The organism is Buchnera aphidicola (Cinara cuneomaculata), from assembly GCF_900698865.1.
Lineage (GTDB): Bacteria > Pseudomonadota > Gammaproteobacteria > Enterobacterales > Enterobacteriaceae > Buchnera_F > Buchnera_F aphidicola_AA.
The window spans coordinates 239-5,609 of record NZ_LR217697.1 but is presented as its reverse complement, the minus strand read 5'-3'; the positions used below and the strand labels follow the sequence as shown (position 1 = coordinate 5,609).

The 5,371-nt window shown below is 36.4% G+C and carries 4 protein-coding genes; all 4 read left to right on the top strand.

Going from position 1 to position 5,371, the window contains the following annotated elements; genetic code table 11:
• Window positions 1-441: 441 nt before the first annotated feature.
• The 4 genes from APCICUMA2628_RS02080 to APCICUMA2628_RS02065 all read left to right on the top strand — a co-directional run bounded on the left by APCICUMA2628_RS02080 (window position 442) and on the right by APCICUMA2628_RS02065 (window position 5,238).
• Window positions 442-2,016, top strand: a complete 1,575-nt coding sequence (locus APCICUMA2628_RS02080; RefSeq protein ID WP_154027789.1) for an anthranilate synthase component 1 — start codon at window positions 442-444, stop codon at window positions 2,014-2,016.
• Window positions 2,009-2,605: an aminodeoxychorismate/anthranilate synthase component II gene (locus APCICUMA2628_RS02075; protein ID WP_154027787.1), complete on the top strand. Its 597-nt coding sequence runs from the start codon at window positions 2,009-2,011 to the stop codon at window positions 2,603-2,605. Before APCICUMA2628_RS02080 ends, APCICUMA2628_RS02075 begins: the two co-directional genes overlap by 8 nt.
• Before the next feature lie 469 nt (window positions 2,606-3,074).
• Window positions 3,075-4,649 (top strand): anthranilate synthase component 1, encoded by a 1,575-nt coding sequence (locus tag APCICUMA2628_RS02070; RefSeq protein WP_154027789.1) that lies wholly within the window; start codon window positions 3,075-3,077, stop codon window positions 4,647-4,649.
• Window positions 4,642-5,238, top strand: coding sequence for an aminodeoxychorismate/anthranilate synthase component II (locus tag APCICUMA2628_RS02065; protein ID WP_154027787.1), 597 nt, complete (start codon window positions 4,642-4,644; stop codon window positions 5,236-5,238). Before APCICUMA2628_RS02070 ends, APCICUMA2628_RS02065 begins: the two co-directional genes overlap by 8 nt.
• The last annotated feature ends 133 nt before the right edge of the window (window positions 5,239-5,371 follow it).

Here is a 5,371-nt window from a genome sequence, read left to right as displayed (position 1 = left end):
AACCGGTGCATAACCGGTGCATAACCGGTGCATAACCGGTGCATAACCGGTGCATAACCGGTGCATAACCGGTGCATAACCGGTGCATAACCGGTGCATAACCGGCGGTATAGTTCATGAGTATCATATCCATATATTTTTATATTATTCTACTGATTTATTTGTATCAATAATGGAGATATATATGGAACGATCAGCATATATAATTGTATTCAGTTGAAATCTATATATGCTGTCAATCATAGATGCAAAATATAATATAAATCTACTATACATACACCATAGTAGTTACATCGATTATATTGAGATAGCCGTATTACGGTATACTGAATTGGTATTATAAATATTTCTAAAAGGAGTAGCGGGTAACTGAATTACAATCGATAGATTCAATGAATAAAAAATTTTCATATTATCGTTATATATATGGAGTACCATTATATGTCTACAACTCATACTATTACTACTTGGAACCAGCATACACGCTATCATGTCAGTCCTATAAAAATATTTCATCAATTATGCTCCAATAAAATTAATACACTGCTATTAGAATCATCCGAAATAGATAATAAAAAACCATGCAACAGCACACTCATTGTGGATAGCGCATTACGTATCACAGCTTATAAGAACAGAGTCACTCTGGTTGCCCTGTCTAAAAATGGGGAATATTTATTGGCTCAATTAGACGCCATTATTCCATCTACGGTTAGGATGCAGGCGACTGAATCTTGTCGTAATATATGGTTTCCATTATCCCTGTCATCTGCTGAGGAGAGTGAACGATTATTACAGGCTTCTATATTTGATTGTTTTCGCTGGTTGATTCGAGTCGTACAGGAAGCATCTGGATCCCTATCATCGTTGTTTTTTGCTGGATTGTTATCCTACGATTTAATCCATTCATTTGAAAATATTCCATCATCAATTACAGAAATCATATGTCCTGATCTCTGTTTTTATTTAGCAGAATCGATGATTACTATGGATCATAGTGCACACACAGCGATTTTACACACGCATGTGTTTACTGACAATATATTGGAACGGAGTCGATTATATACACGCCTACACCAGTTAGATCGGATATTACGGACCCATAGACATCTACCATCTATTCCATCTGCTCCCCATAAACAGATCGATGTATCCAGTAGTATGAGTGATGTAGAGTACGCTGCTATCATGCATAAGATGCATACATTCATTGCGCAAGGAGAAATTTTTCAGGTTGTTCCTTCACGACCATTTTACTGTCCATGTACACATCCATTAGCGGCATATAATATTTTAAAATCCGATAATCCCAGTCCATATATGTTTTTTATGCAGGATACGGCGTTTACATTATTCGGCGCATCACCTGAAAGTTATCTTAAATATTCTGCTGATAATCGTATGGTTACACTGCATCCTATTGCAGGTACCCGGCCACGTGGACGGGATCGCCAGGGACATATCGATCGAGATTTAGACAATCGTATTGAACTGTCCTTGCGGACCGATCAAAAAGAATTATCTGAACACATCATGTTAGTTGATGTAGCGCGTAATGATTTAGCTAAAGTCTGTCGCGCAAATAGTCGTTATGTCTCTCGACTCATGAAAGTGGAAAAATATTCTCATGTTATGCACTTGGTATCGCATGTGACGGGCATTTTACAAAATCATTTAGATATATTTCATGCCTATCAATCCTGCATGAATATGGGTACCTTAACTGGTGCTCCTAAGTTACGTGCCATGCAATTAATTGCCCAATATGAATCTGTGCGCCGAGGTGCATATGGAGGATCTATAGGATATTTTACGGGATCTGGATCATTTGATACATGTATTGTTATTCGTTCTGCATTTATTCAAAAAAACATAGCTACGATACAATCTGGCGCAGGTATTATATATGATTCAATAATGGATGAAGAAGTACAGGAGAGTAAAAATAAAGCACAAGCTGTTTTACAATCAATTTTTAAAACACACCATGTTGACACAGGAAAATATTATGTCTGATATTCTCTTATTAGATAATTTTGATTCATTTACATATAATATAGTCGATATATTACGATCACAGGATCATACCGTGGCGGTGTATCGTAATAATATTCCTTTATCCAGACTCATACTAGCATTGGAGTGTATGCATAAGCCGATCGTTGTACTCTCTCCCGGTCCCGGTTCACCCGATACTGCCGGATGTATGTTGACCTTGATCGATGTAATAAAAGGAAAAATTCCTATATTAGGCATTTGTTTGGGACATCAAGCTATCATACAGTCATATGGTGGTATTATTAATGTTTCTACTAATATTATGCATGGAAAAACATCTCCTATTACACATGATCAACAAGATATGTTTTCACAGCTCCCGAATCCATTATTAGTGGCGCGGTACCATTCCCTTCTATGTACTACTATTCCATCGGAACTAGAGATTAACGCACGATATAAACAAGTCGTTATGGGGGTGAAACATATCCGAGATTATGTTTGCGGTGTACAATTTCATCCTGAATCTATTTTAACTCCATTAGGAACGACATTGTTGAAGTATACGCTGCGTTGGTTATATCAGATATATTCCTCAATAAAATAAATCTATAGTTATCTACACCTCTAGATGGAATAGATGGATGTAGCATCATTTTGAATATATAGTCGATGTAAATATGATCGATATATATTCATTGAACCGGTGCATAACCGGTGCATAACCGGTGCATAACCGGCGGTATAGTTCATGAGTATCATATCCATATATTTTTATATTATTCTACTGATTTATTTGTATCAATAATGGAGATATATATGGAACGATCAGCATATATAATTGTATTCAGTTGAAATCTATATATGCTGTCAATCATAGATGCAAAATATAATATAAATCTACTATACATACACCATAGTAGTTACATCGATTATATTGAGATAGCCGTATTACGGTATACTGAATTGGTATTATAAATATTTCTAAAAGGAGTAGCGGGTAACTGAATTACAATCGATAGATTCAATGAATAAAAAATTTTCATATTATCGTTATATATATGGAGTACCATTATATGTCTACAACTCATACTATTACTACTTGGAACCAGCATACACGCTATCATGTCAGTCCTATAAAAATATTTCATCAATTATGCTCCAATAAAATTAATACACTGCTATTAGAATCATCCGAAATAGATAATAAAAAACCATGCAACAGCACACTCATTGTGGATAGCGCATTACGTATCACAGCTTATAAGAACAGAGTCACTCTGGTTGCCCTGTCTAAAAATGGGGAATATTTATTGGCTCAATTAGACGCCATTATTCCATCTACGGTTAGGATGCAGGCGACTGAATCTTGTCGTAATATATGGTTTCCATTATCCCTGTCATCTGCTGAGGAGAGTGAACGATTATTACAGGCTTCTATATTTGATTGTTTTCGCTGGTTGATTCGAGTCGTACAGGAAGCATCTGGATCCCTATCATCGTTGTTTTTTGCTGGATTGTTATCCTACGATTTAATCCATTCATTTGAAAATATTCCATCATCAATTACAGAAATCATATGTCCTGATCTCTGTTTTTATTTAGCAGAATCGATGATTACTATGGATCATAGTGCACACACAGCGATTTTACACACGCATGTGTTTACTGACAATATATTGGAACGGAGTCGATTATATACACGCCTACACCAGTTAGATCGGATATTACGGACCCATAGACATCTACCATCTATTCCATCTGCTCCCCATAAACAGATCGATGTATCCAGTAGTATGAGTGATGTAGAGTACGCTGCTATCATGCATAAGATGCATACATTCATTGCGCAAGGAGAAATTTTTCAGGTTGTTCCTTCACGACCATTTTACTGTCCATGTACACATCCATTAGCGGCATATAATATTTTAAAATCCGATAATCCCAGTCCATATATGTTTTTTATGCAGGATACGGCGTTTACATTATTCGGCGCATCACCTGAAAGTTATCTTAAATATTCTGCTGATAATCGTATGGTTACACTGCATCCTATTGCAGGTACCCGGCCACGTGGACGGGATCGCCAGGGACATATCGATCGAGATTTAGACAATCGTATTGAACTGTCCTTGCGGACCGATCAAAAAGAATTATCTGAACACATCATGTTAGTTGATGTAGCGCGTAATGATTTAGCTAAAGTCTGTCGCGCAAATAGTCGTTATGTCTCTCGACTCATGAAAGTGGAAAAATATTCTCATGTTATGCACTTGGTATCGCATGTGACGGGCATTTTACAAAATCATTTAGATATATTTCATGCCTATCAATCCTGCATGAATATGGGTACCTTAACTGGTGCTCCTAAGTTACGTGCCATGCAATTAATTGCCCAATATGAATCTGTGCGCCGAGGTGCATATGGAGGATCTATAGGATATTTTACGGGATCTGGATCATTTGATACATGTATTGTTATTCGTTCTGCATTTATTCAAAAAAACATAGCTACGATACAATCTGGCGCAGGTATTATATATGATTCAATAATGGATGAAGAAGTACAGGAGAGTAAAAATAAAGCACAAGCTGTTTTACAATCAATTTTTAAAACACACCATGTTGACACAGGAAAATATTATGTCTGATATTCTCTTATTAGATAATTTTGATTCATTTACATATAATATAGTCGATATATTACGATCACAGGATCATACCGTGGCGGTGTATCGTAATAATATTCCTTTATCCAGACTCATACTAGCATTGGAGTGTATGCATAAGCCGATCGTTGTACTCTCTCCCGGTCCCGGTTCACCCGATACTGCCGGATGTATGTTGACCTTGATCGATGTAATAAAAGGAAAAATTCCTATATTAGGCATTTGTTTGGGACATCAAGCTATCATACAGTCATATGGTGGTATTATTAATGTTTCTACTAATATTATGCATGGAAAAACATCTCCTATTACACATGATCAACAAGATATGTTTTCACAGCTCCCGAATCCATTATTAGTGGCGCGGTACCATTCCCTTCTATGTACTACTATTCCATCGGAACTAGAGATTAACGCACGATATAAACAAGTCGTTATGGGGGTGAAACATATCCGAGATTATGTTTGCGGTGTACAATTTCATCCTGAATCTATTTTAACTCCATTAGGAACGACATTGTTGAAGTATACGCTGCGTTGGTTATATCAGATATATTCCTCAATAAAATAAATCTATAGTTATCTACACCTCTAGATGGAATAGATGGATGTAGCATCATTTTGAATATATAGTCGATGTAAATATGATCGATATATATTCATTGAACCGGTGCATAACCGGTGCATAACCGGTGCATAACCGG

What these genes read in the sequence shown, in the direction of transcription:
- APCICUMA2628_RS02075 (WP_154027787.1), top strand. Translation starts at nt 2,009, where the DNA reads ATGTCTGATATTCTCTTATTAGATAATTTTGATTCATTTACATATAAT.
- APCICUMA2628_RS02070 (WP_154027789.1), top strand. Translation starts at nt 3,075, where the DNA reads ATGTCTACAACTCATACTATTACTACTTGGAACCAGCATACACGCTAT.
- APCICUMA2628_RS02065 (WP_154027787.1), top strand. Translation starts at nt 4,642, where the DNA reads ATGTCTGATATTCTCTTATTAGATAATTTTGATTCATTTACATATAAT.
- APCICUMA2628_RS02080 (WP_154027789.1), top strand. Translation starts at nt 442, where the DNA reads ATGTCTACAACTCATACTATTACTACTTGGAACCAGCATACACGCTAT.